A 23,873-nucleotide genomic window follows, 5' to 3' on the forward strand; every position below is an offset into this window, starting at 1 on the left:
CATGAAAACAGGGCCTGATGACGCGCAATCAAAGAGAAACCTCGCATCGATTTGCCGCAATGAGCCTCAAGACTCGTTCAAGCGTTCCATACGGTTCCGATCAGAGGTGAGTGAGATAGGAGCTAGCGACCCGCCGCTCCTGATCTCTCTTCCTCAATCAATCGCTGGCACTTCCCGCCAGTTCAGCAACCGCAACGCCGTCCCCTTGCCAAAGTCGATCTTTGGCGAAGGTTGCTTGCCGTCCACGTCACCGCCCACGCCTTGGGTGACGCCGTCGTTGCTGACGATCTGCAGGTCAATAATTGCGCTGCTGTGCGATACGTAGGCGGTGCCAACGGGAAGCAATGCAGAAATACCCGTTCCGTAGTTCACCGCATAGATCCGGCTCTGGCCTGAAGGGCTGCAGGCATTGCCTGTGGTCAGCAGGCTCGAGAACACCACCACGCCGTTGAAGGAAGTGGGGTTCAACACCATGCGCCAGGCAATGGTGGTGTCCTTGCCCAGGTCCAGGTACCAACCCCTGGTGTTGCCATAGCTGATCGGGGTGGTGCCAATCAGATCGGTCTCCGTAACTTGCTTCAGGAGGCTCCGGGTTATCGGGTAAACGCCACCAGAGCTGAAACTCCCCGGACCTCCATCCATGAGCGCATAGAAGCTCTGTATCGCGGACGAACTGATGTCGATTGTGTCCAGCAGTTGGCCCGTTCCGAACATGATGTAGCGCTTTTTGGACTTGGGGTCTATTTCCACGAGAGGCTGGGTGGTGATCGGCTGCGCATTTCCTTGCTCATCGGCAACCGTCGCGAGCTTCAACGGTGCAGGGTAGAAGCCTGTGCTGCCCTTTGCTGCCGTCACATCAAAACGCCAGAGTTGACCGTTCAGATCGCCTGCGTAAAGGGCGTCGGCCGTGCCGTCGGTAAAGTCGGAAATGTAGGCGGTCGCCTGGGTCAATCCGGACGAAGAAGTGCCGGTCTGAACCTTTTCGAGCAGCGCGCCGTTGCGTGGATTCACAAAATAGATATAGCCGAAGCCGTCGCCGTTGTTGTAGCCCGAAGTAAGCACCACAACCCATCCATACTTCTTTGTCTTGAGCACGATTGGCGCGCCGAAGCTGAATCCCAGTGTGTCGCCGACACCTGCCGTGGCAGCCGTGAACTCCCACAAGACTTTGGTCTTGACGACAGCTTCGGTTGTCATGCTTGCGGGGTCGGTAATGTCGATGGCGTAGAAGCCCTTGCCTCCCTTGCCAAGGCCGCCGATAAGAACGGTGCGCCAGTCAGCGCCATTGCCATTGGCGCTGGTCGTGAAAGTGCCGCCGGCGGTATTGAAGTCGATGTCGAAGTACTTGGGCGACGCGTCTACGTAGTAGTGGTGTTCGTAGTCGGGGTTTCCGAGTTGGCGCAGCCCGTCGATCGTCGGAGTGGCTGGACTGCTGGGGCCGGAGAACAACACACTGGGCACATAGGCAAATTGCTCCTTGCCCGCGTTTGTTCCGGTGAAGGCGCCATCGAAGGCGTGCAGCATGCCGTCATTGGCGCCTACATAGACCATGGTCGGCCGGCCCGCGCGTGCTGTCTTGAACGCGGCATACCCTGGATTCACGGTATTCGAAAGTGGCGCCGAAGGTGGGCCCACGGGTGTGACTTTTGCGTTCACGATATCGCCAAGGAGCAGCGTGCGCTGGCGATAAGGCTTAGTACTGTCCGTGGCGGTTCTTTCTTTGCTCCGGTCTCCGCGCAGGTAGTTGAGGAAATCGGCGCTGTCATCGCCCGCTGCCCACGGCGTGTCCAGCGCGGTCACTTGAGCCGCCGTGAGGTCGGCCTTGCGGAAGGGCACCCCGGCGGTGCCATTCCAGGTAACCACTTGCCGTCCGGTGTCCCAGCCGGTACCGGTCAGCTGCGCCTCAAGGGTCGTCGAGCTGTTCCACCGTTCGCTAACCGTGGGTACGCCGCCAGGGAAGGTGAGCAGGCTGGCTGTGAGCACGCCGGTCCACCCATTGGAGTCGTATTGCGACGAATAGGAAGCCGCGCCGCTTGAGGAAACCTGAGGACTTGAGAGCGAGAACGACGTGGTGTACGACTTGATGGCGTTGGCGATGCTCGCGAAAGCCCGTGTCAGCCCGTCGACCATTGCGTCTGGCTTGCCGGCGGTGAAGTAATTGTCCGGACGGGGTTGCGTGGTGCCGGTGCCGCGCGTGTCGGTGAGCAGGTCGGTGCTTGTCGCCCACCATGCCTGCGGAATCGGGCCGGTGAACGTGTAGGGGTCGAAAGTGCTCTCCAAGTTCTTGGGAACCTTGAGGCCGCCGAATTTCGATGCCAGGTAAAACTGATTGTTTGCCTGGAAGGCTTGCTCGAGCACGTCGACCCAATAGGTCTGGACAGTCTGCTTGCCGATGGTGTTGGCGTTGCCGGCAACGTCGGGACGGATGTCCTTGGTGTTGGCATCGTAGGCAAGGCCCGCCATTCGGGCGGAGTTGTTGCTGCAGCAGTTGTTCGAGACGTTCGTGCGCGTGCCGAGATCGTCGCCCATTCCTTGCAACTGACCCACCTTGTTGGTTGCTGTCACCGCATTGACCGTACGGTCGGAAGAAACTTTCTCGGGTAGGTCTGGTTCGTTGGCCGTGTTGGTGTTACCCGGTACGTTCTTGTCCCCGTGGGTGTAGATGTCGCCAATGCCTAGAACAAAGTTGCGCTGGCACGAATACTGAATCGGATCGTCCCAGTTTTTGATTACCGGAAATCCATCGAGGCGCGTCGCGGTGGTAGCGGTATCCGCCGTATTCAGGTTGCTCCACTCAGGCACATTGCCCAGATTCCGGTAGTAGCGCAATGCTGCGTAATAGAGTTCGCTGACCGGGTCGTTGGACTTGTAGTTGCCTGGAATCAGTTGGCCGAACTTGTTGAGGTAGTTGATCACTCCGCTGTCGCTGATCGTCACGCCATTGGTGGACGTGTCGGAGGCATCTTTCGGGTTGGGATTGCGAACGAAAACACCGTTGTCGTCCCATTCCTTTTGGAGGTTTACAACGTCGGGAAGGCCCGGCTCCGGCTGTAGGGGGCCGACGAATTTCTGACGCGCTCGCAGCACGGCACCATCACGTTGGTTGCCGCTTTCATTCAGGTAGCCGAATGCGCTGAAGCGCATTCTTCGCGAGTATTGCTGAATCAATCCTTCGGGCTTCCAGTTGGAGCCATATTGCTTGCAGTTGCTCTCCACGCCGCCGGGCGCGCTTGGTACGCATACTTTGTTGCGCATGGTGTAGTCGGCTGCGGTTGCTGCACCGATATCAGTCGTGAAGATGCCGAAAGAAGTGTCCCCCGGCTTTTTCCAAGAGAACTGCATGACGGCGCCGCCGCCGTTCTCGTAGTACTCGATCTTGACCTTGAAGCTCTGGCCAGCCGTCAGGGTCACCGTAGCGTCGTAGTTGGTGGGGCCTTGATCGATCCACTTGTCGATCAGAAGAACATCGGATATCCAGAGGCGCACGCCGTCGTCGGCGCGCACTCGGAAGGTATAGGTACCGCTCGCGGGGGCAACGAATGTGCCTGTATATCTAGCGGCGAAGTTGTCCTTCCCGATGTTCTTTGCAGGCTCATCCGAGCCCCAATCATGATCGGCGCTGTCCTGGGCAACGGTCGAGTTAGGGGTGCCTGCAAGCGTCTTGTTGGCATTCTTGAAGTATTCGCCCTTGAGCGCGCCGCCTGTGGTGGTGATCCGCATGGCATAACCCCGGCCATTGACCGAGATGCCGAGACTGCTGGCATTGCTGAAAGGTGTTGCGCCGGCTATTTCGCTGACGGGCAGGGTGCGATCGTCGAATAGGCCTTGCCCCGAGTGGTAGCCCTTCTCAAGGATGGTTTCGGTCGGCGTATCCACCACGCGCCGGCCCCCGGTCATGGCCCAGCGAAACGGGTCGATGGTTGCGGTTGCTGCCCAGTTCAGGAAATTGCCGCTCCACGTGCCCGCGACGGCACTGCACGTGTGGCCGGTTGCAACGCCGGTGGGATTGAAGTAGCTCTTGTCGCCGGTATTGGTCTCATTGCGTGTAGCGTCCACGATGTAGGTGTAGCACTTGTCCGGGTCGAAGTAACCCAGGAAGGTGCTGCTGCTCGCGTAGGCGGCCGTGTGCGCCGTGCGCGACGCGGTCGGCCATTCCACCGACAACGTCAAGGCTAGGTTGCCCGGCACGCTCGAAGTCGAAAACACGGGTTGGTTTGCCAGGCTGGCGGCTTGGCCCAGACTGGATATGCCGACCAATGCGGCTGCAAGCGCGAGGGTGCGGGTAAGGCGCGCAACAGAAGCTGAGGATGTATTCATGACGGGTCCGCGATTTGTTATTCGGGTTTCGTGAAAGAGGACTGCAGAAACACCTGGGTATCGCGAGGGCCGTCCACGCGAACGCTCAATCGATAAACCAGCGCCTTCGGCGGCGGAGGCCGCTGCCATTCCTGCGCACTGCCACCGCGCACGTCAGTGGTGGCCGGCGCATACACGCAATTGGTTTTGCTCGGCGCCCCGGGCGCGTTGCACAAGCGGTCGATGACGTAACGAACCTTGACCTGGTCTTTGCGCGAGGCGTCTTTGATATCGTTTGAAGCGCTGGCGACCGTTTCGAACGCGTCGTCACTAAGCAGCGCAAGCGGGATGCCGCGGTCGTTAGAAGACAGCTGTTCAGCGCTGTAGTTCTGAGCCTTTACGCTCACAAGATCGGCACCAGCGGCAGACAGCGCACCGGTATTGAAGAGTTTCAACGCTGTGTCTGCTGCCTGTTCGCCTTGGTTGACCAAGTCGCGTTTGAAAGCCAGGTTACCCGCGCTCGAGAGCGAGGTATTCATGGAGCGCATTACCGCAACACCACCAGCCAGAAGTACGACGAGAACGATGAGGCAAAGCAGGAGCACGACGCCGCGTTCTGCGGGTCGCCGGGACAGAGGAATATTCATGATGAAGGCAGCAGCAGCATGTTGCGCAACGGGATGGTGAGTTCGACGACCCGGTAGCGGTAGCGGCGGGCTTCGCCTTCCGGCAATTCGACTTCGTCTCGAGCGATACCGGTGCCGCTGAACATCGCTGGAATCTTGAGGGTGACCTCGTCTTTTTCGAGCGTGCTGCTTCGCAGTACCAGACCGACGCGAACGGCGACGATCTTTCTGGCGGCTTCCGCGATTTGCTCTGCGGTGGTGCCTGCGGCGGCCATCTTGGTCGCAAGGGCGTAGTCTGCTGAGTCGGGCGACGCCCACGAATCAAGAATGCCGTCCTTGTTGGCGTCGACGCCGTAGATCGCATGCATTTCCATCACCCCATCAGCCAGCGCCTGGGAGGCGTCGGTTCCGTTGCTGCGCAACAGGTCGTAGCTGAACAGCGTGCGATCGCTGCTCACGCCGAACAGCTGGAACTGCACATTCTTGGCATCGTCGTTCCCCAGCAGAGTGAGGTATGCCGAGCCGCTCCCGGCGAGGCCAGCGAGCGTGGTTCCGGCACCCTCCGTGTAGTACGTACCCGTACCGCCCAACGTAAGCAACTCGTTGCTGGCACTGTCGACGAAAGTCGAGGCGACTTGCTCGAGCAGGCAGTCCGCTCCAACCTGGCTGATCAGCGTCAGGTCGTTCTTCTTCAACTGGACGGTGTTGTCCAGGCGCAATATGTTGGCGCTCGCACCCGCTGCGATGATTGGCCGGGGCACGTCACCCGCGGCTCCATTGCCGCCCATCACCATCAGTACATCGGAAATCCCATCGGGAGACTGCCCCTTCCCGATCACCAGTGGCGCAACGCGTAGATTGACGGTGCCAGCGGCACCCCCCAGGAATTTCTCAAATGGAACTGGAAAAGCGGTCGCGCGCGGCAATATCGCGGTAGCGCCTCGCTTGACCTGCGGCTTGCAACCGAATACGCCGAGGTCCCACGACTGCGTGAAGCCGGAGCCGGCACTGCGTACCGCACGGTCGAGCAGGTAGGCTGCGTAGGAGCCCGACTGGCCCATGTCGTTGACGGACGTGGTCGTCCGTTTGGCCGATTCGCCGAATGTCACGGCACTGGTGACCGCCAGCGTCACGACCAGGCCGATGATCATGGCGACCAGCAGCTCGACGAGTGTCAGGCCGCGCTCTCGTGTGGCCGATGGAGTGTGCAACTTGTTCATCAGGGCAGTACGACGCGTGTTGTGAGTTGGCTGTCTGCATCGTGCGATGGAGCGCGCCATTTGATGACCACGGTGGCGGCCGTGCCGTCCACATTCACCTGTCCGTCCCCGGCAGGCAGGCCGCCTGTTTCCGGGCTTGCAACCCGGGTTTTCCAACTGGCCAAGGCGCCAGCAGGGACAGTCGCCGATTTGTTGAGCCACATCAGTGCAACCACCTCATTGGCAAGCAACGCAGCGCGATTGCGGTCTTCGGCATCGCTCGACAGGCTGATCGCCCGTGCTTGAAGACCAATCAGACCGAGCAAGCCCAGCGAGAAGAGCAGCACCGAAACAAGAATTTCGAGCAATGCGACGCCGGTTTGCGCGCGGCTCGAAGAGATGCAAGGGCGTTTCATGGCGAGGCTGGGCAGCCGTCGGGCTGACTGTCCGAGAGAGTTCGGGCCGGATCGCACAAGCGGACCTGCCCACCCAGGGCGACGGTGACCCGTAGCGGACGGTCTCCTTCAACCCGATCGCTCATTTGAATGGTGTACGAGTAAGCGGCGGTCGTGGGAAGTGTGCAGACAGCGCTGGTCACGCCTGGCGAGGGATTTACAGCAAGGCGGCCAAGGGAGTTGAAGCAGATCGCCGCCGGCCCCGAGATCACGACATTCGACCCGACGTCGCGCAAGATGCCGGCTTCGACGAATGCGCTGGTTTCGCCGCTGGTCATGGACGGCACGGTGTTGATCGCCCAGTTGTTGCCATCGGTCTTGGCCGTGTAGCCACTCGCGCTGGGCTTGTCGTCTGTCAGCGAGAACACAACTTGCCTGCTGCGGCGGGTCGCTTCGGCCTGGGCGAGGCGCAGGCCGTTCTGCAGCGAATCGCTGACAGTGCGAATCTTGTTGTTCCGAACCCACCCGATCATCGATGGCGTGGCAAGAGCGCCAAGGAGCGCCATGATCGCGACGGTGACGATCATTTCGACCAGGGTGAAGCCCTGTTGTCGCTCGCAGGAACCCTGCTGCTTCAGCACGCCTGTCCCTTTTTTACGATCCAGGAAGTGTTGCAGGTTCTGGTCCAGCCCCACGCGGGAGGCATATCAACCGTAGCGCGCACATTCAGGGCATTGATCGTGTAGACGGCGCCGTTAGCCGGGCCACTTCCGGTTGCCCTGAGCGTGTAGGTCGTGCCAGTCGGCGCACCGGGAGCGGGACAGGTAACAACGAAATTGCCGAACGTGCGCTTGCTGGCCGAAACACCGGCGTCGCACGGCGCCAGCACCGTCGACGACATGTTTTCGTACGTCCGGTTGTCCTGGAAATAGCGCTCCATATCGGCACGCACGGTCGCCAGGGCATTGGTGCCGTCCACCACGTAGCCGCGCCGCACGTAGTCCTGATAGCTGGGAATGGCAATGGCCGCCAGCACACCGATGATGACCACGGTGATCATGATTTCGATCAGCGTGAAGCCGCGTGAACCGCGTCGATTTCTCAGGGGTTGACGCGGAACCGAATGTTGTTTCATTGACACCTTTCGCGCTCGGCCACACCCTTCTGGAAGGCGCCGGGCAACAGTTGCAGACAGTTGTCAAAGAATGTCTCTAATTGTGTTTTTTTGCAAAACCGCTCGTCTCTCGTTCGCTGCCATTCGTCGGCCCGACCGGTCGGCACAATCGGCGGAATGACTTCCCGCGTAGCGCCCGTCGAGGCCGCCGCCCTTCCTTCGAAAGCAGTTGGTGCCTTGCGGGCCGGCCTGGTTGCGTTTCCGTTTCTCTGCCCACTCGTGGCCGGTCCCTCGGTCCAGGCGTGGCAGCTCTTCGCAACTTGGGCCTGCCTCGCAGCGCTGCTTCTTGCAATACCTCCCGGCGCGCCGGCACGGGGCATCTGGGCTTGGCTGGCGACCGGAATGGCGGTTGTCGTGCTTTCCTCTCACGGCTCGCCTGCCCTTTGGCTGCCGCCGGTCGTGGTGCTGGGCGCAATTGCCGCCGCGGCCTGCGTGGGCGCGGGCATCGCCCGGGGCGGCCCCTCCGCCGCGGCGGTGCTGGCGACCGGCATCCTCGCGGCCGGCCTCGTCAGCGCCGTGCTCGGGCTGCTCCAGTACTACGGTCTGGCCGAGCCGCTGGTGCCCTGGACCACCACGCCCGCGCTGGGCCAGGCATACGGCAACCTGCGCCAGCGCAACCAGTTCGCCACGCTGATCAGCATGGCGCTGGTGGCGGCGCTCTGGATCCACGCCGCGCAGCCGTCGCTGCAGATCAGGCGTTGGCTGGTGGCGGCTGCTTCGCTGCTGTTGGTGGCCGCGGCGGCGTCAACGTCGCGCACCGGGCTGCTCCATCTGCTATCGATCGTGGGCATTGCAACGTTGATCGCGTGGCGCGAACGCCGCAGCGCGCCTGCAAGCGACGGGAATCGCTACAGCCTGCCGCCGCCGCTCATGCTGCTGGCGATGGTCCCGATCTATTTCGCCATCGCCTGGGTTCTGCCGCAGCTCACCGCCAGCGAGGTCGAAGGCATGATGCGCCGCCTGCAGGAAGGCGCCCCAGGCGACCACACGCGGATGATTCTCTGGCGCAATGTGCTCACGCTGATTGCCGAGCATCCATGGACGGGGTGGGGCTGGGGCGAACTGGCCTTTGCGCACTACAGCACGCTGTATTCGGGGCCGCGGTTCCCGGAGATTCTGGACAACGCGCACAACCTGCCGCTGCACCTGGCCGTGGAGCTGGGCATTCCGGCATCGGTGCTGATCTGCGGCGGCTTCACCTGGATGGTGTTGGCGGCGCAGCCTTGGCGCGAGCGCGACCCGGCGCGGCTGATGGCGTGGGGCATGCTGGGTGCGATCGTGCTGCACAGCCTGCTGGAATATCCGCTCTGGTATGGGCCGTTCCAGCTGGTGTTCGGGCTGTGCCTGGGAATGCTGTGGCCGGCGCGAGTTGCTCCGCCGCGGCAACGGCTCAAAGCCAGGTGGCTTGACGCGCCGGTGTTGCCCACCGTGGCGGCCACCGCGCTGGCGGCGGTGGTCGGCTACGCCACCTGGGACTACATCCGCATCAGCCAGATCTACCTGCCGCGCGACGAGCGTTTGCCGGCTTACGAAGACGACACGCTGGCCAAGGCAAAGAAGTCCTGGCTCTTCGCAAGGCAGGTGGGTTTTGCCGAACTGACGCTCACGCGGGTTACCGCCGCCAACGCCGCCGAGATGCATGCCCTGGCCGCGCGAATCCTGCATTTCTCGCCCGAGCCCCGCGTGATCGTCAAGCTGATCGAAAGCGCTGAACTGACGAGGCGGGACCAGGAGGCCTGGGAGCAGGCGGAGCGATTCCGAATCGCCTTTCCGGTGGAATACGAGCGGTGGCTCAGGGGCCAGTCGGTCGACGCGCGGTCGCCCTAGCGTTACCTGGCTGGCAGGCTATCCAGCGACGTAGCTCCCCGACTTTCCGCCGTGCTTTTCCAGCACATGCACGTCGGTGATCCGCATGCCTCGGTCCACCGCCTTGCACATGTCGTAGATCGTGAGCAGTGCCACCTGTACGGCGGTCAGTGCTTCCATTTCGACGCCTGTGGGCCCTACGGTTTCGACGGTTGCGGTGCACACGACTTGCGGCGCGCTGCCTTCTTCGGCCAGCGCAAATGCCAGCGCCACGCGCGTGAGCGCCAGCGGGTGGCACAGCGGAATGAGGTCGCTGGTTTTCTTGGCAGCTTGGATGCCGGCAATGCGAGCGATGCCGAGCACGTCGCCCTTCTTCGCGGTGCCCGATTCGATCAGCGCCAGCGTGGCGGGCTGCATCTCGATGCGGCCGGTGGCCACGGCCACGCGGTGGGTGGCGGGCTTGGCCGCGACGTCGACCATGTGGGCCTGGCCCTGAGCGTCGAAATGGGTGAGGGAGCTCATGTGTGAACGTTCGGTGTGGAGGTGCATCATACGAGCCCGAGCCATGGACGAGGAATGCCGCGCTTGACTCCTTTTGCCAAGAAAAAAAGTTCTGCCGCACCCGCATTGCGGTCGTTGTGCGCTACCGTTTTAATAGCGTGCCAAGTTGTGCTGCCGGTGCCTGCCCGCGCGCAGCTGCAGGTGCTGCCGGGGCTGGGCGACGGCGGCGAAATGACGGCCAGCGCGGAGCGCCAGCTGGGCGACCAGATCGCGCGAGAGCTCTACCGCGACACCGACTACATCGACGACCCGGTGGTCGGCGCCTATGTGCAGGAAATCTGGCAGCGCCTGATGACTGCCGCACGCGAGCGCGGCGAGCTCACGCCCGAGCTCGATGAGCGTTTTGCCTGGGTCGTTCTGCTGGGCCGCGACCGCAACATCAACGCCTTTGCGCTGCCGGGCGGCTACCTGGGGCTGAACATGGGCCTGATTGCCACCGTGGGCAGCCGCGACGAGCTGGCAACGGTGCTCGGGCATGAGCTCTCGCACGTAACCCAGCGCCATATCTCGCGCATCATGAGCAGGCAGGGCAAGCAGATGCCGCTCATGCTGGCGGGCTTGATTCTCGGCATGATCGCGGCCAGCAAGAGCCGCAACGCCGATGCGGGCCAGGCCGTGATCATGGGCAGCCAGGCGCTCTTCATGCAGAACCAGCTGAGCTTCTCGCGCGACATGGAGCGCGAGGCCGACCGTGTCGGTTTTGGCGTGATGACCCAGGCGGGCTTTGCACCGCAAGGCGCGGCGACGATGTTCGAGAAGCTGCAGTACGCCGCGCGCCTCAACGACAACGGCTCGTACCCCTATCTGCGCAGCCACCCGCTCACGTCGGAGCGCATCTCCGACATGCAGGGGCGCTTCCAGTTCCGCATGGACACGGCCCCGGCCATGCCGCTGGTGATGGACCACGCGATGATTGCGGCGCGCGCGCGGGTGCTCACGCGGCCGGGTGTCGATGTGCTGCGGCTCTGGGTCGATGCCGCCTCGAGCGGCGAGTTCGCCAGGAGCAGCCCGGCCCAGCAGGCCGGCACGCTCTACGCGGCAGCGCTGTCGGCCAAGGAGCTGCGCGATTTCAGATCGGCGCGCGCGCTGGCCGAGCGAGTGACCGCGCGCACCGCCGAAGACGCATCCGCCGCCAAGCTGGCGCGATGGCTCAACGCCGAAATCGAACTCGCCGGTGGCGGTGCCCCCAAGGCCGCCGCCCTGCTTGACGTGAAATCCAGGGAGCGGCCGGAAATGCTGCTCGCAGCCGAGGCCGCCGTGGCCACCCGCCAGCCCGCGCCCTTGGTGCCCGTGCTGCGCGACTGGGTGGCCACGCATCCGCGGGACGCTACCGCCTGGCGGGCGCTGGCCAATCTTTACGGTGCGCAGAACGACACCCTGCGCGCCGTGCGCGCCGATGCGGAAGCCAACGTCGCCATCCTCGACTACCCCGCTGCACGCGACCGCTTCAAGGCCGCGCAGGAGCTGGTGCGCAAGCCCGGTGCGCCCATCGACCACTACGAGGCGTCGATCATCGACACCCGCGCGCGGGCGGTGGAAGCGATGGTGAAGCGGCAGGCTGAAGAGCCGCCGCTGAGGTGAACTGGGATCGGGTGGGCCGAGCGCTCGGGGCGTTTGCTCAGCGCTTGGAAAGCAGCCCGCCCAGCGCGGCTTCGATGACCAGCCCGAGCAGCGAATAGATCAGCGAGCCGATCAGCGCCGCCACGAAGCCGCTGACCTGAAAGCCCCCCAGCAGGCCCGATGCGGCCCAGAACAGCAGCGCATTGATCACGAACAGGAACAACCCCAGCGTGACGATGGTGACCGGCAGCGTCAGCACCACCAGCACCGGCCTCACGATCATGTTGAGCAGGCCGATGACCGCGGCGGCAATCAGCGCCGAGCCGAAGCTGTTGACCTGGACGCCGCTGTAGAGATAGGCCACCGCCAGCAGCGCGACGGCGCTGAGCAGCCATTTGATGATGATTCGCATGCGCCGCAGGATACCCCAGCGGCCCTAAAACAACGAGCCCCGGTGCGTTGCCGCACCGGGGCTCGTCAGGAACGTGTTGCCGTCTTGAACCGGCGGCTTATTCGGCCAGTTCGTTCGCAAGCACCAGCAGCGCGCCCATGCCCATCACGGCACCGGGAAAAGCCCAACCCGACTGGCGCGGCGGCGTCTGCTCGTGCGTGACCGGCTCCAGGTCGACACCGATCTTGGGGCGGCGCGCATCGACCACATGCGTGGCCGCATGCTCTTGCTTGAGCTGCTGCGTCAGTTCGGTCAGGGGGCCCTTGGCAAGCACCGCCGTCACCTGCCCGCCGTTGCGCTCGAGCATGGGCAGCAGTTGCGCCTGCACCTTGCTGAACCACTTGGCGCGCCAGTTTTCGCGTGCGCTGTGGCTCACCCACTTGCTGATGCGGTGCGTCATGCGCGGAGCGCAGGCCACCAGTACCCAATGGCGCGCCACGACGCTGCCGGCATCCGGTGCGAGTTCTGCGAACTGCTCGGCGGCATAGCCAGCGTCGTCGACATAGAGAATGATCTTTTCCATGAGGCGCTCCTTCAAGTAGTTAGAGTGGCAGAGACTGTTCCATAGAGGAAGAGCATTTTCTCCGATGGCGGCTGCGGGCGATCAGCTCGTCGTCGCAGCTTCTTCGGCGTGCTTCGGGCGGCGCATGGCCACCAGCTTGCCGATGACCAGCACCAGCAACGCACCGGCAACACCGGCGGCGTACCTGACCGTGTCGCTCTGCGGCACCTTCGGCGCCCAGGTCCAGGCGGCGGTGTTCGACAGCGCGGGATCGGACACCGCCATGGTGCCGGCAATCCAGCCCAGCAGCATGCCGCCGATCGTGATGATGATCGGGAAGCGGTCCATCAGCTTGATGACCAACTGGCTGCCCCAGACGATGATCGGAATGCTCACGAGCAGGCCGAAGATCACGAGCGGCATCTGGTGGCCCTGGCCCGCACCCTGGGCGGCGCCGGCAATGGCGATCACGTTGTCCACGCTCATGACCAGGTCGGCCACGATCACGGTCTTGACGGCGGCCCACAGCTTGTCGCTGCCCTGGATGTTGCCGTGCGCATCGTCATGGTCGGGCGCCAGCAGCTTGACGCCGATCCACACCAGCAACGCGGCGCCGACCAGCTTGAGGAACGGAATCGCCAGCAACGTGAGCGCGAAGAAGATCAATATCACGCGCAGCACGATGGCACCGGCAGTGCCCCAAAGGATGCCCTTGGTGCGTTGCGCAGGCGGCAGCTTGCGGCAAGCCAGGGCAATGACGACGGCGTTGTCGCCACCGAGAAGAATGTCGATCATGATGATCTGACCGACCGCGACCCAGAATTCCGGGGCCATGAACTGTTCCATAGGTTCCTCTTGTCTTCGCGCGCCATTCGGCCATCCATCCTAAGAGGAATGGCGGCAGTTTGGCGCATTCGTTCGTTTCGATTCATCCCGTGCGGGCTGTTCGAAGCATGACGAAGACCGGTGGTGGAACCGGGAATTCAGGACCGCTTCGATCAAACCTGCACAGGTTCAAATCGAAGGTCTTGCTCGACAGCGCATACCGGCAGGCACGCGTTGCCCGACAGGCCGGAAGTGTTGTGCTTCGTATTGACGACCTGGCGTTTTCCGCCGTCGTGGACGGCAGTCGGGAGCTACTCCCCTTCGTGGGGGGATTAGATCATCGAGCCCCCCGCCCTGGCAACCAAAAGTTTTCTGCGCGTTGGGAATGACGCGCCAAAACGCGCGCGAACAGGGCCGTCGGCGCTTCATTTTTGGTAGCGGACATAACCTTCAGCGGCTGCGGGGCATTGCCGGACTATGATCGCCGCTCGCTGTTTTTTCTCTCCCATGGCCGCCATTCACATCACAGACATCGAGGCCGCCATCAACCATTGGCGCGAGAAGAGTCCCTCGCCCGACGGCATTACGCTTGCGCCCGAATTGCGCGCGCTCGCAGAGGTTTATGCGCTCATGGTGTTCCACCATGAAGACGAGGTCGACGAGCAGGGCTTCCCTGAAAAAGCCTGGGCCGCCTGGCTCGACTGGTACCACAGCACGCCCGACACGCCGTGCATTGCCATCTGCTCCACGAGCCAGGGCGACGACCAATGCAAGGGCTGTGGCCGCAGCTTCGACGAGGTGCAGCACTGGCCCGCCATGTCGCCCGCCGAAAAGCGCGTCACGTGGCGCCGCATCACCATGGAAGACACGGCCTGGCGCTTCAACAAGTATGCCGAGCGCGCTCGCGAGGCCGAGCCGCCGCAATGGCCGGACGAAGATCCCGCCGAGCCCCTGGGCCCGGACGACACGCCCTGAAAGAGGCCTCCGCATGCGCCGCCTCGCCCAAGCGCCGAACCTTGCGATCGCGACTTTGTGGGTGCATGCGCTGCGCGAGGAGGGCGTCGAGGCAACGGTCCAGCGCGAATTCCTGGGCGCCGTGATGGGCCAGTTGCCGCCGGACCAGTGCCTGCCCGAGATCTGGATTGACGATGAAACCCAGTTCGAGCGCGCGCAGCAAGTGCTGCATGCGGCGCAGCATCGCCCGCAGCGCAACTGGCAGTGCGCCTGCGGCGAGCGGATCGAGGGCGGCTTCGAGCAGTGCTGGCACTGCGGCGCGATGATGCCGGCGGCCTAGCGCCTGTTGAACGCTACTTCCAGCGCAGCAGTTCGACGTCGATGCTGTGGGTGCCGTCGCCCAGCGTCAGCGTGTTTTCCTGGATCGTCGCCTGCAGCTGCATGCTGCGCTGCGCGAGCGCGGCCAGCGCCTGCGAGGCCTCCGTCGGCACCCGGTAGACAGACAGGTTCTGCGGCCGCGTGAGCTTGTTCTCGATGCCGCGCCACCAGATCTCGGCGGCATGGTTGAAGCAATAGACGATCACTTCGTCCGACTTGCCGCAGGCCTTGATGATGGGCTTGTCCTCGGGTTGGCCGACCTCGATCCACAGCTTGGTCTCGCCCGTGAAATCGCGCAGCCACACATCGGGCTCGTCCACGTTCGACAGACCCGCGCCGAAGGCCAGCGTGCCGTCGCCCTGGCACACGTCCTGCAGCTTGTAGGCATTGAGCGCAAGCGCGACGAGCCGGATCATCATCCGCTCGTCGGTCTCGCTCGGGTGGCGCGCCAGAGTTAGCGCATGGTCGGCGTAGTAGCCGTGGTCGATGTCGGCCACCGCGAGGGCAGCCTTGAAGATGGTGGATTTGAGGGCCATGGGTGCGCGAGTGTATGCGCCCCCATGGGCTTCGTCAGAACGCCACCGAGGCCTGCATGTACAGCGTGCGCGGCTGGCCCACGTACTTGCCGCCGTTGTTGTCGACCGAGCGGTTGTAGTAGCGGCGGTCGAACAGGTTCTTGAAGCCGACGGCCAGCTTCAGGTTGCTCATCGAGGGGCCGAAGTCGTAGCCCGCGCGCAGGTTCATGGTGGCGTAGCCCGGAATGTCGCCCAGCCGGCCGGTTGAATCTTCCACCGTGATGTACCGCGCGCCGTCGTCGGGCGAGCCCGGCGAACGCTGCTTCGACTGCGCGTACACGTCGGCGTTGAAGGTCCACGGCCCGCGCTCGTAGCGCGCGCCGAGCGTTGCCACCTGGCGCGAGTAGAACGGCAGGTCGCGGCCGGCAAAGGCGCCGGCCTTGGAGGTGGCCTGCGTGTACGTGTAGGTCGCGGAGAGCGACAAGCCCTTGAGCGAATCGCTCAGGCTGCCCATGTCGTAGCGCAGGGCCGACTCCAGGCCGCGGTGCCGGGTGGCGCCCAGGTCGGTCCACTGGCCGACGTCGCCCGTGATCGAGCGGGCCAGCTGCAGTTCCTTGTCGAAATTGATGTTGAACAGCGTCAGCTCGCCGCTCCAGGTCTCGCCCTTGTAGTGCGTGCCGATTTCATAGGTCTTGGCTTTTTCGGGGTGCAGGCCGGTGGTGGACTGCGCAAGCTGGGCGTATTGCTGCGGGCCGAACGACACGCCGGCGTTTGCAAACACCGACCAGCGCTCGCTCATGCGGTAGAGCACCGACAGCGTCGGCAGCACTTCGTTGGAGTCGATCTTCGGATAGATCGCGCCCGTCACGCGGTTGTTTGCCACGGTGAAGACATCGTTGTGCGAGCGGATCGATTCGTAGCGCACGCCGGGCGTGATCGTCCAGTTGCCGAAGTCGATGCGGTCGTCGATGTAGAAGGCATGCGCGGCCGTGCCGCCCTTGCTGGTCTGGTACGCCGGCTGCGCACGGGTGTAGGCGTTGTAGCCAGGCGTAGGCGTGTAGTAGCTGCTGCGCGTTGCCACCTCGGAGGCTTCTTCCTTGAGGTAGCGCAGGCCCACGCTCACTTCCTGCACCACGCTACCGGAATCGATCAGCCGCGAGTAGCGGGGCTCGATGGCAAAGGTCTTGTAGTCGCGCGGAGCCGTGGTGAGCCGGCGCCGGCCGGTGTTGGCGCCGGTGCCTTCCTGCTCGAGGTAACTGCTGCGGTACGAGTCCGTGTAGTAGGTCAGCATCTCGAACTTGTTCACGCCGTCGTTGTGCGTGTACTTGATCGAGCCGTCGGTGCGGCGTCCGGAAAATTCGTCGAAAGGGCGGTCCGACTGGAACGGGTTGACGGCAAATTGCGCCGTCGTCAGGCCGCCGGGCATGCGGCCCTTGCCTTCGAAATGGTGCAGCGAGACGGCAATGTCGTCGGTCTTCGAGATGCGGTACGCGCCCTTCAGCATCAGGTCGTTGATGCTGGTGTGGTCGTTGCTCTGGCGAAAGCCGTCGCCGTGCGTGCCCGAATACAGCAGCGCAAGGCCCAGGCCGTTCTCGTTGGTGCCGCCCATGAACAGCGTGGGCGTGGTCTTGACGCCGCCGCCATGGCTGGCGCTTTCGACGCCCACGCCGATTTCGCCTGCAAACTGCTTCGGAATCGCCCGCGTCACAAAGTTGATGATGCCGCCCACGTTCTGGGGGCCGTAGCGCACCGAGCCCGCGCCGCGCACCACGTCGACCGCCTCCAGGCTGCCGAGCGACAGGGGGGCGAGCGACAGCTGCGGCTGGCCATAGGGCGCATAGGCCAGCGGCACGCCGTCCAGCAGGATGGTCGAGCGCGGCGACAGCCGCGAGGTGAGCCCGCGCACGCCCACGTTGAGCGAGATGTCGCTGCCGCCCGTGCCGTTGCTCTCCTGCACCTGCACGCCGGGCACCTGGCGCAGCACGTCGCGCACGCTGCTCGAGCCGCTTTCCTGGATCTGCTTGCGCTCGATGATGCTGCGCGCGCCCGGATGCTCGAGCACCTTGGTCTCGTTGGGCGAGCCCAGCCAGTCACCGGTAACGGTCACCGCCTCCAGCGATTTCGCGCCCGATGCGGCGTCAGCAGGCTCCGCGTCGGCCGCAAAGCTCTGGAAGCTGACGGGAAACAGCGCCATGACCAGCGCGGCGCACTTTTTCTGCTTGAACAAGGTTTCTCCTCGGATATCTCAATAAATCGAAACTGCTGCGACGTCCCGCTCAGGACGTGGTGCGGGTGCTGCCGGAAAGTGCCCGGTCGCGAGCCGCCGCCGCGGCCACGGCGCGGCGCCGCCACCAGAGCCAGACGCCGCTCACGCCCAGGCCGCAAAGGGCAAGGCCGAGCAGCACGGTGACCGCCTGGTGCACCAGCCCGCCCAGCTCGCCCGTGTGCAGCGGATAGATCACCACCACCGCGCCGTTGCCCACGTCCAGGTCCTGCCAGCGGCGCACCGCCAGCACCTCGCCCGTCAGCGGATGCAGCCACGCCGAGCCGATGCCGTTCGGATGCGGGTCGTCGGGCAGCCGGAAGCGAACGCGCAGCGGCCGATCGGGCTTGGCCGGCACCTGGACGTAGCCGATCGGCTGGCCCGGAAACACCTGCTGGGCGCGGGCGACGAGCTCATCGAGCGAAAGCCGGGGGCCTGACGCGGGGCTCTTGGGCACCACGGGCGGCTTGACCTGCTGTTGCCCGACCGCTGCTGAAATGAAGTTGCCGAGCGGCCGCCAGGCCATGTAGGCGCCCGTGAAGACCGACACCGCGACAAGCAGCCCAAGCACCGCGCCGCCGGTCCGGTGCAGGTCGAACAAGCCGCGCAGCAGGCCGCGGTTCAGCACGATGCGCAGCGAAGGCGGCCAGCGCGTGGGCCACCACAGCACCACGCCCGTGACCAGCAAAAAGAGGTAGGCCAGCGCCACAAAAGCCAGGATGCCCTTGCCCGTGTCTTCCAGCAGCAGGCTGCTGTGCAGTTCGAACATCAGGTTGTAGGCGCCTTCGTGCGACCCGCGCCGGCCCTGCTCGGCGCCGGTTGCCGGGTCGAGGTAAAGCGTGCCCTCCCACGGCCCGCGCACGTACACCCAGAGCGTTTCGCCGGGCTTGCGCGGCGGCCGCAGCGTGAAGTTGGTGGTAGGGCCGAACTCGGCCAGGATGCGCTGGCGCAGCGGCTCGAGCGGCAGTGCGGCCCGGGCCGTTGCTGTTCCCGCATCGGCCGCGCTTCGCGCGACGAAGAAGGCGGGATGCGCGTAGCGGTCGATCGGCAAGGCCACCACCAGCACGGCGCCAAGCAGCGCCGTGAGGGCGAGTACCGGTCCGAGCGACAGGCCGATCCAGCGGTGAATCTTGAGCCAGAGGCGTCTCAGGGGGGCGCGCATGAACAACGGGGACTTCGAGGCGTCCCGTCACGGTTGTTGGCTGGCGCGCCGGTCACGGCGCGTTGGCTGAAAATCTCGGCAAAAGGCGAAAGCGCCAAGCGAACAGCCGCCCTCGGGCGGCTGGTGCATCGGTGCGGGAAGCCTCAGATTCTACTGGCGAGCTCCGCGGCCTTGCCCACGTAGCTCGCAGGCGTCATGGCCAAGAGCCGTTCTTTTTCGGATTCCGGAATCTCGAGCGAACGGATCAGGCCGTGCAGCGCCTCGGCCGTGACGGTCTTGCCGCGCGTCACTTCCTTCAGCTGCTCGTAGGCGCCCTGCACGCCGTAGCGGCGCATCACGGTCTGGATGGGCTCGGCCAGCACTTCCCACGAGGCGTCAAGGTCTTCGGCCAGCGCTTCTTCGTTGAGTTCCAGCTTGCCCAGGCCCGTGGCCAGGCTCGCATAGGCGAGCGTGGCGTAGCCGAAGGCCACGCCGATGTTGCGCAGCACCGTGCTGTCGGTCAGATCGCGTTGCCAGCGGCTGATCGGCAGCTTCTCGCTCAGGTGGCGCAGCACCGCATTGGCCAGGCCCAGGTTGCCCTCGGCGTTTTCGAAGTCGATCGGGTTGACCTTGTGCGGCATCGTCGACGAGCCGATTTCGCCCTTCTTGAGCCGCTGCTTGAAGTAGCCCAGGCTCACATAGCCCCAGATGTCGCGCGAGAAATCAATCAGGATGGTGTTGGCCCGCGCCACCGCGTCGAACAGCTCGGCCATGTAGTCGTGCGGCTCGATCTGGATGCTGTACGGCTGAAAGCTCAGGCCCAGGCCCAGCGGCGCCGGCGTTTCGATCACCTTGCGGCTGAACGCCTCCCAGTCGAAGTCTGGCCAGGCGGCAAGGTGGGCGTTGTAGTTGCCCACCGCGCCGTTCATCTTGCCGAGCAGCTGCACCGCGGCAATCTGCGCGCGGGCCTTCGAGAGGCGCACCGCCACGTTCGCGATTTCCTTGCCGACCGTGGTGGGGCTCGCGGTTTGGCCGTGCGTGCGCGACAGCATCGACACGCCGGCGAACTGGTGCGCCATTTCGCGCAGCTTGGCAATCAGCCCGTCGATGGCCGGCAGCACCACTTTCTCGCGGGCGGCCTGGATCTGCAGCGCATGGCTGGTGTTGTTGATGTCTTCGCTGGTGCAGGCAAAGTGCACGAACTCGGCGGCGGCCAGCAGTTCCGGCCGGGCTTCGAACTTGGACTTGATCCAGTACTCGACCGCCTTCACGTCGTGGTTGGTGGTTTTTTCGATTTCCTTGATGGCCAGTGCGTCGGCCTCCGAGAAGTGGGCGACCAGGCCCAGCAGGTACTTGCGGGCGCCGCCCGTGAGTGGCTTGAATTCAGCGAAGCCGCAGTCGGACAGCGCAATGAACCACGCCACCTCGACCTGCACGCGCCGGTGCATGTAGCCCTGTTCGCTCATCAGCGGGCGCAATGCCGCGAGTTTGGCCGCATAGCGGCCGTCCAGTGGGGAGAGGGCGGAAACGGTGGAGAAGCTCATGCCCGAATTTTAGGCGGCCCGCGCCGACGCCCGTTTGCGACAGTTCGAAGCTGCCTTTTTCAGCGTTCCCCTAAAATAGCCGCGAACAATCGTTATCAAAGCAAAGGGAGAGAGCCTTCATGAAACTGATCGGATCGGCCGCCAGCCCTTATGTGCGCAAGGTGCGCGTGGTGCTGGCCGAGAAACGGCTCGACTACCAGTTCGTGATCGAAGATGTCTGGTCCGCCGACACCACCATCGCCCATTCCAACCCGCTCGCGAAGGTGCCTTGCCTCATCATGGAAGGCGGCGAGGCGATGTTCGACTCGCGCGTGATCGTCGAATACCTCGACACGCTGTCCCCCGTGGGCAAGCTCATTCCGCAGCAGGGTCGCGAGCGTGCCGAGGTCAAGACCTGGGAAGCGCTGGCCGACGGCGTCATGGACGCCGGCGTGCTCTGGCGCCTGGAAGCCACTTGGAGCGGCCGCGGCGACGGCGAGCGCAGCGCCACCTGGATCGAGCGCCAGCGCGCCAAGGTCGAGGGCGGTATTGCCGCCATGGCCAAGGGCCTGGGCGACAAGCCTTTTTGCAGCGGCATTCACCTGAGCCTGTCGGACATCGCAGTCGGCTGCGCGCTGGGCTGGGTGGGGTTTCGCTTTCCAGAAATCGACTGGCGCGGTGAGCACCCGAACCTCGGAAAGTTGTACGACAAGCTGATGCTGCGGCCGAGCTTCATCGACACGCAACCATGAAATGAAAAAGGCGCCCCGGGCGCCTTTTTCATTTCCGGGGCACCGTGTGCGGCGCCCCCTTTTCGTGGGGAATACAAAAATGCTGCGAGGCGCCCCGACGCGAAGGAGGGAGGGAGGGAGGAGGAGAAGAATCACCTCGGGATTTCGACCAGACGAGAAACGCCTGGAAGACCTCGCAACATGAAAACCGGAGGACATTTGCTGTCCACGTCTTTTATGAGGACAGTGTGCCAGCGCGGTTCCCGGTTCAGTGGTAAACGTTTGTGACGATCAGTTCACACGTACTACAAGACTCCAGTGCGAGAAGCGCCCCGTCGGGGCTCCCGGTCAGTTTGCAGCGAGCTGGCTTTCCACCACCTTCACGAAGGCGGCTTCGTCGGGTGCAGTCATGCTCGACCACGCCTGAACCACCTTGCCGTCCCGTCCGATCAGGTACTTGTAGAAGTTCCACTTCGGCGTGGTGCCGGAGGCCAGCGCCAGCTGCTTGAACAGCGGGTTGGCGTTGGGGCCGCGGACCGAAGTTTTGGCAAACATCGGAAACTTCACGCCGAAGGTGCTTTCACAAAAGTCGGCAATTTCCTTGTTGGAACCCGACTCCTGGGAGAAATCGTTCGACGGAAAGCCCAGCACCACCAACCCGCGCGAGCGATATTTGCTGTCCAGCGCCTCCAGCCCCTTGTATTGCGGGGTAAAGCCGCAGAAGCTCGCGGTGTTGACCACCAGTACCACTTTGCCGGAGTACTGGCACAAAGACTGGGGTTTTTCGTCCTGCAGCCGCGGGAAGGTGTGTTGCAGTGTGGCCGGGCAGGCTGCGTCGGCGGGGGCCGCAGCGGGGCTGGTGGCCGGAGCCGTAGATGGGCCGGCAGAGGGGGCCTGGGCACCCGCCGTACCGGCGGCAAGCAGGCAAGCCGCGAGCGCGGCGGCCTGTGCAAGGCGCATCGGCACGGGCGATCGGGTGGGGGTTGGCATAGGGGCTCCTGGTACAAAAATGGGGGTATGTATCCGTGCCGTCAGGGGGCGCATGGCCGCATCATCGCGCGTCTGTCACGAGCGCGCCAAGCAGGCCGACTAAAATCGGCGGCCTTAGAAAGATTTTGATGCTTTATCCGGAACTCTTCAGACAACTCGAATCTGTCCGCTGGGACATGGACAAGGACATTCCCTGGCAGTCGTTCGATGCTTCGCTGCTGTCCGAAGAACAGGCGCAAACCATCAAGATGAACGCCATTACCGAGTGGGCGGCGCTGCCGGCCACCGAAATGTTCTTGCGCGACAACCGCCACGATAGCGATTTTTCCGCTTTCATGTCGATCTGGTTCTTCGAGGAGCAGAAGCACTCGCTGGTGCTCATGGAGTACCTCAAGCGCTTCAGCCCCCAGCATGCCCCCACCGAGCAGGAGCTGCACGAAGTGCGCTTCGACTTCGACCCGGCGCCCCCGCTCGAGACCCTCATGCTGCATTTCTGCGGCGAGATCCGCCTCAACCACTGGTACCGCCGGGCGGCCCAGTGGCACACCGAGCCGGTCATCAAGCACATCTACACCACGCTGAGCCAGGACGAAGCCCGCCACGGCGGCGCCTACCTGCGCTACATGAAGCGTGCGCTCGAAAAGTTCGGCGACGAAGCCCGCGCCGCCTTCACCAAGGTCGGCGTGCTGATGGCCAGCGCGCGCCGCACCGCGCAGGCGCTGCACCCTACCAACCTGCACGTCAACAAGGCGCTGTTCCCCAACGACACCATCCAGAGCCGCATGCCCGACCCGGATTGGCTCGAGCACTGGCTCGACAAGCAGATCAAGTTCGATGCGGCCTGGGAGGGCAAGGTCGGCGAGCGCATCCTGCACAACCTGAGCCTGCTCATGAACCGCAGCTTCAAGACCGTGCAGGAGCTCAATCGCTACCGCAAGGAAGTCTCCGCCAACCTCGGGCCGCAGGCCGAGTACCAGGGCGCGTAAAGGGATAAAGGGGCGCGTCCCGCGAAATGGCCTGTCACAAACCAGGTCGATCGCCCGTCTTGTGACCATGGACGACGCCACCCTTACTTTCGACAGCCACCGCCGCCGCCTTCAGGGCATTGCCTACCGCATGCTCGGCACCGTTGCCGAGGCCGAAGAGGTGGTGCAAGACGCCTGGCTGCGCTGGCACGAGGCCGACAAGACCAGTTTCGACAGCGCCGAAGCCTGGCTGGTCACCGTCGTCACACGGCTTTCCATCGACCGGCTGCGCGCCGCCAAGGTCCAGCGCGAGCACTACATCGGGGCCTGGATGCCCGAACCCACGCTCACCGATACCCCCGCCACGCCCGAGCAGTTGCTCGAGCGCGCCGACAACGTGTCGGTGGCTTTCCTTGCCGTGCTGGAGCGCCTGGCGCCCGAGGCGCGCGCCGCCTTCCTGCTGCGCGAGGTGTTCGACGCCGACTACGAAGAAGTCGCCCGCACCCTCGGTAAGAGCGAAGCTGCCTGCCGCCAGCTGGTGCACCGCGCCAAGGCGCAGGTGCAGGAGGCACGGCCGCGCTTCCAGGTCTCGCGCGAAACCCACCAGCGCCTGCTTCAGGCCTTTGCCGATGCGGCGGCACGCGGCAGCCTGCAGGACCTGAAGGCGCTGATGGCGGAAGACGTCGAACTCATCGGCGACGGCGGCGGCAAGGTGCAGACCTTCAGCAAGGGTCTGCGTGGCAGCCAGCGGCTGGCGCAGCTTTACTTTGCGCTCTGGCGCCGCATGGGCCCCGCGGTGCGCATGGAACTGGTGGACATCAATGGCGAGCCGGGGCTGCTGCGCTTTCTCGACGGGCAACTCGAATCGGCGCAGACCTTCGAGATCGAGGGCGAGCGCATCGTGCGCATCCGCGCCCAGCGCAACCCCGACAAGCTGGCGCGCATCGCGCAGCTTTTTTCTTCGAAATAGTTCGCGCGGCGTGTCACAGGGCTGGGTCATGGCCCGTCTTCAGTGGGT

Annotated in this window: 22 protein-coding genes; 7 read left to right on the forward strand and 15 right to left on the reverse strand. The window is 64.1% G+C overall.

Annotation, left to right across the window (positions count from 1 at the left end):
* Positions 1-153: 153 nt before the first annotated feature.
* The 6 genes from V9L21_RS05350 to V9L21_RS05375 are packed head-to-tail and all read right to left on the reverse strand — an operon-like array spanning position 154 to position 7,576.
* On the reverse strand, positions 154-4,317 hold the full coding sequence (locus tag V9L21_RS05350; RefSeq protein WP_337309789.1) for a PilC/PilY family type IV pilus protein: 4,164 nt from the start codon (positions 4,315-4,317) through the stop codon (positions 154-156).
* A gap of 17 nt (positions 4,318-4,334) precedes the next feature.
* Positions 4,335-4,943, reverse strand: coding sequence for a hypothetical protein (locus tag V9L21_RS05355; RefSeq protein ID WP_337309790.1), 609 nt, complete (start codon positions 4,941-4,943; stop codon positions 4,335-4,337).
* Positions 4,940-6,142, reverse strand: a complete 1,203-nt coding sequence (locus V9L21_RS05360; protein WP_337309792.1) for a PilW family protein — start codon at positions 6,140-6,142, stop codon at positions 4,940-4,942. The genes V9L21_RS05355 and V9L21_RS05360 overlap by 4 nt, the downstream gene beginning before the upstream one ends.
* Positions 6,142-6,537 carry a type IV pilus modification PilV family protein gene (locus V9L21_RS05365; protein WP_337309795.1) on the reverse strand — a complete coding sequence of 132 codons (396 nt, stop codon included), beginning with the start codon at positions 6,535-6,537 and terminating at the stop codon, positions 6,142-6,144. Before V9L21_RS05365 ends, V9L21_RS05360 begins: the two co-directional genes overlap by 1 nt.
* Entirely contained in the window at positions 6,534-7,157 is a 624-nt protein-coding gene (locus V9L21_RS05370) for a GspH/FimT family pseudopilin (RefSeq protein WP_337309797.1), read from the reverse strand. Before V9L21_RS05370 ends, V9L21_RS05365 begins: the two co-directional genes overlap by 4 nt.
* Positions 7,151-7,576: a type IV pilin protein gene (locus V9L21_RS05375; RefSeq protein ID WP_443304504.1), complete on the reverse strand. Its 426-nt coding sequence runs from the start codon at positions 7,574-7,576 to the stop codon at positions 7,151-7,153. Before V9L21_RS05375 ends, V9L21_RS05370 begins: the two co-directional genes overlap by 7 nt.
* Positions 7,577-7,807: 231 nt before the next feature.
* On the opposite strand from V9L21_RS05375, the gene V9L21_RS05380 reads away from it, so the two are divergent.
* Positions 7,808-9,517 (forward strand): PglL family O-oligosaccharyltransferase, encoded by a 1,710-nt coding sequence (locus V9L21_RS05380; protein WP_443304505.1) that lies wholly within the window; start codon positions 7,808-7,810, stop codon positions 9,515-9,517.
* 18 nt (positions 9,518-9,535) lie between these two features.
* Here V9L21_RS05380 and moaC read toward each other — a convergent pair whose 3' ends face one another.
* A complete protein-coding gene (gene moaC / locus V9L21_RS05385) occupies positions 9,536-10,018 on the reverse strand; it encodes a cyclic pyranopterin monophosphate synthase MoaC (RefSeq protein ID WP_337309803.1) in 483 nt (160 codons plus the stop codon).
* A gap of 54 nt (positions 10,019-10,072) precedes the next feature.
* On the opposite strand from moaC, the gene V9L21_RS05390 reads away from it, so the two are divergent.
* Positions 10,073-11,638, forward strand: coding sequence for a M48 family metalloprotease (locus V9L21_RS05390; RefSeq protein WP_337309805.1), 1,566 nt, complete (start codon positions 10,073-10,075; stop codon positions 11,636-11,638).
* Positions 11,639-11,675: 37 nt separating this feature from the next.
* On the opposite strand, the gene V9L21_RS05395 is transcribed toward V9L21_RS05390, so the two are convergent.
* The 3 genes from V9L21_RS05395 to V9L21_RS05405 all read right to left on the reverse strand — a co-directional run bounded on the left by V9L21_RS05395 (position 11,676) and on the right by V9L21_RS05405 (position 13,416).
* Positions 11,676-12,029: a phage holin family protein gene (locus tag V9L21_RS05395; protein ID WP_126749591.1), complete on the reverse strand. Its 354-nt coding sequence runs from the start codon at positions 12,027-12,029 to the stop codon at positions 11,676-11,678.
* A gap of 97 nt (positions 12,030-12,126) precedes the next feature.
* Positions 12,127-12,591 carry a hypothetical protein gene (locus V9L21_RS05400; protein WP_337309807.1) on the reverse strand — a complete coding sequence of 155 codons (465 nt, stop codon included), beginning with the start codon at positions 12,589-12,591 and terminating at the stop codon, positions 12,127-12,129.
* Positions 12,592-12,672: 81 nt separating this feature from the next.
* The gene (locus tag V9L21_RS05405; RefSeq protein WP_337309809.1) at positions 12,673-13,416 is read right to left on the reverse strand and encodes a TerC family protein; all 744 of its coding nucleotides are present in this window, start codon (positions 13,414-13,416) and stop codon (positions 12,673-12,675) included.
* 486 nt (positions 13,417-13,902) lie between these two features.
* Here V9L21_RS05405 and V9L21_RS05410 point away from each other — a divergent pair, with 486 nt between their 5' ends.
* Entirely contained in the window at positions 13,903-14,370 is a 468-nt protein-coding gene (locus V9L21_RS05410) for a DUF3717 domain-containing protein (RefSeq protein WP_157616416.1), read from the forward strand.
* A 13-nt stretch (positions 14,371-14,383) separates the two neighbouring features.
* Positions 14,384-14,689: a putative signal transducing protein gene (locus V9L21_RS05415; RefSeq protein ID WP_258502988.1), complete on the forward strand. Its 306-nt coding sequence runs from the start codon at positions 14,384-14,386 to the stop codon at positions 14,687-14,689.
* Positions 14,690-14,702: 13 nt separating this feature from the next.
* On the opposite strand, the gene V9L21_RS05420 is transcribed toward V9L21_RS05415, so the two are convergent.
* The 4 genes from V9L21_RS05420 to purB form a co-directional block, all read right to left on the reverse strand.
* Positions 14,703-15,263: a YaeQ family protein gene (locus V9L21_RS05420; RefSeq protein WP_307703778.1), complete on the reverse strand. Its 561-nt coding sequence runs from the start codon at positions 15,261-15,263 to the stop codon at positions 14,703-14,705.
* A gap of 34 nt (positions 15,264-15,297) precedes the next feature.
* Complete coding sequence (locus tag V9L21_RS05425; protein WP_337310085.1) at positions 15,298-17,436, reverse strand: TonB-dependent receptor family protein; 2,139 nt, start codon at positions 17,434-17,436, stop codon at positions 15,298-15,300.
* Positions 17,437-17,518: 82 nt separating this feature from the next.
* Complete coding sequence (locus tag V9L21_RS05430) at positions 17,519-18,667, reverse strand: PepSY-associated TM helix domain-containing protein (protein WP_337309815.1); 1,149 nt, start codon at positions 18,665-18,667, stop codon at positions 17,519-17,521.
* A gap of 143 nt (positions 18,668-18,810) precedes the next feature.
* Entirely contained in the window at positions 18,811-20,190 is a 1,380-nt protein-coding gene (gene purB, locus V9L21_RS05435) for an adenylosuccinate lyase (protein WP_258502983.1), read from the reverse strand.
* A 119-nt stretch (positions 20,191-20,309) separates the two neighbouring features.
* Between purB and V9L21_RS05440 the strand changes: the two genes are divergently transcribed.
* Positions 20,310-20,921 (forward strand): glutathione S-transferase N-terminal domain-containing protein, encoded by a 612-nt coding sequence (locus tag V9L21_RS05440; RefSeq protein ID WP_337309817.1) that lies wholly within the window; start codon positions 20,310-20,312, stop codon positions 20,919-20,921.
* A 327-nt stretch (positions 20,922-21,248) separates the two neighbouring features.
* Here the strand turns inward: V9L21_RS05440 and V9L21_RS05445 are convergent, their stop codons facing one another.
* Positions 21,249-21,890, reverse strand: a complete 642-nt coding sequence (locus V9L21_RS05445; RefSeq protein ID WP_443304506.1) for a glutathione peroxidase — start codon at positions 21,888-21,890, stop codon at positions 21,249-21,251.
* Positions 21,891-22,018: 128 nt separating this feature from the next.
* Here V9L21_RS05445 and V9L21_RS05450 point away from each other — a divergent pair, with 128 nt between their 5' ends.
* The gene (locus tag V9L21_RS05450) at positions 22,019-22,876 is read left to right on the forward strand and encodes a ferritin-like domain-containing protein (RefSeq protein WP_337309818.1); all 858 of its coding nucleotides are present in this window, start codon (positions 22,019-22,021) and stop codon (positions 22,874-22,876) included.
* A 67-nt stretch (positions 22,877-22,943) separates the two neighbouring features.
* A complete protein-coding gene (locus V9L21_RS05455) occupies positions 22,944-23,825 on the forward strand; it encodes an RNA polymerase sigma-70 factor (RefSeq protein WP_337309820.1) in 882 nt (293 codons plus the stop codon).
* The last annotated feature ends 48 nt before the right edge of the window (positions 23,826-23,873 follow it).

The sequence above is a fragment of the Variovorax sp. CCNWLW235 genome (genome assembly GCF_037204085.1).
Classification (GTDB): Bacteria; Pseudomonadota; Gammaproteobacteria; order Burkholderiales; family Burkholderiaceae_C; genus Variovorax.